This window comes from Pseudomonas sp. B611 (genome assembly GCF_055407965.1).
In genome coordinates this window covers 1-928 of the sequence record NZ_JBUZST010000050.1, presented here as the reverse complement: position 1 = coordinate 928, position 928 = coordinate 1, and the positions used below count along the sequence as shown (strand labels likewise).

The 928-nt window shown below is 52.4% G+C and carries 1 protein-coding gene and 1 pseudogene; one reads left to right on the top strand and one right to left on the bottom strand.

The window, feature by feature from the left end; all coding sequences use genetic code 11:
• Window positions 1-563: pseudogene (locus ACZRMO_RS30225) on the top strand (hypothetical protein); the annotation flags it as partial.
• On the opposite strand, the gene ACZRMO_RS30220 reads toward ACZRMO_RS30225, so the two are convergent.
• Window positions 550-928: hypothetical protein (locus ACZRMO_RS30220; protein ID WP_463975275.1), on the bottom strand; the 379-nt coding region annotated here is incomplete at its 5' end. The pseudogene ACZRMO_RS30225 and the gene ACZRMO_RS30220 overlap by 14 nt on opposite strands.

Sequence of the window (928 nt, the reverse complement as noted above, 5' to 3'; positions counted from 1 at the left end):
CAGAATTGGAAAAACTGCGTACTAACACTCCGTTGGTCGTTGCGTTTAAAGCAACGCCCGATAAAGGTGGCGTCGTGGGCAATGCGATTGATTTTCCGGTGCTAAATCTGGAGTTCCGTAAGGCTATGCGTGACTTTTCGCAATTTCCGAATGGGGAACGCAATGGCTGGAAAGATGGGCCAGCGGCTGGTGGTGAGATGCGAGACGGCATCCAGTTTGGTAAATCCTGTTTGTTCAACATGACCAGCTATCCTGCGACTCCGCTAGGTGTCATGTTGTACAAGGACTTCACGAATTTGGACATTGGACGTACCTATACTTTCCGTGTCCTTATTGCCATGATCAACTACGCGCCATGGGGCACTCCACCCAGGTTATCGCTCGCCGCTGGTGATCTGTCCATCACACCGGTCACACCCTTCCCGACGCACGGCGTCTGGACTTCGTTACGCGGCAGTTTTGTCGCGACCGGGCCCTCAATGCGGTTGGAAATCGTGAATCATGAAACGGCTGGCGACTCAGGGAACGATCCCGCGATAACGGATATTCTTATCGAAGGGTAGTGGCGTGACTTCCTCGTTTGGATTGCAGTGTTGAAGTTCGCAGTTCAGCAGATTGAGGAGAAGGAGCTTTTGGTGTCGCGGCCGGTGTTTGTTCATGCCAAGAGTGAGTGAAACTGAAGTGTCGGCGCAATGCGGACACTTTGCTGACCTTAAATGAAGGCGTTATTTCGGCCCCAAATTCTTCCCCTTCTGCGCCGACAATACCTGCCCATGCATGTGTCTGGTCGAGTATATCGATTGGGTTGGCGGCGAATGAGATCAGCGCAGAGAAGGTGGATCGGTTGAGTGATTTGATGGCGGAGTTGGAGGGGATGTGAGGGGACCGTTGGTAAGAACTGTCAGATCTGACAGTAGGCAAAGCTTCT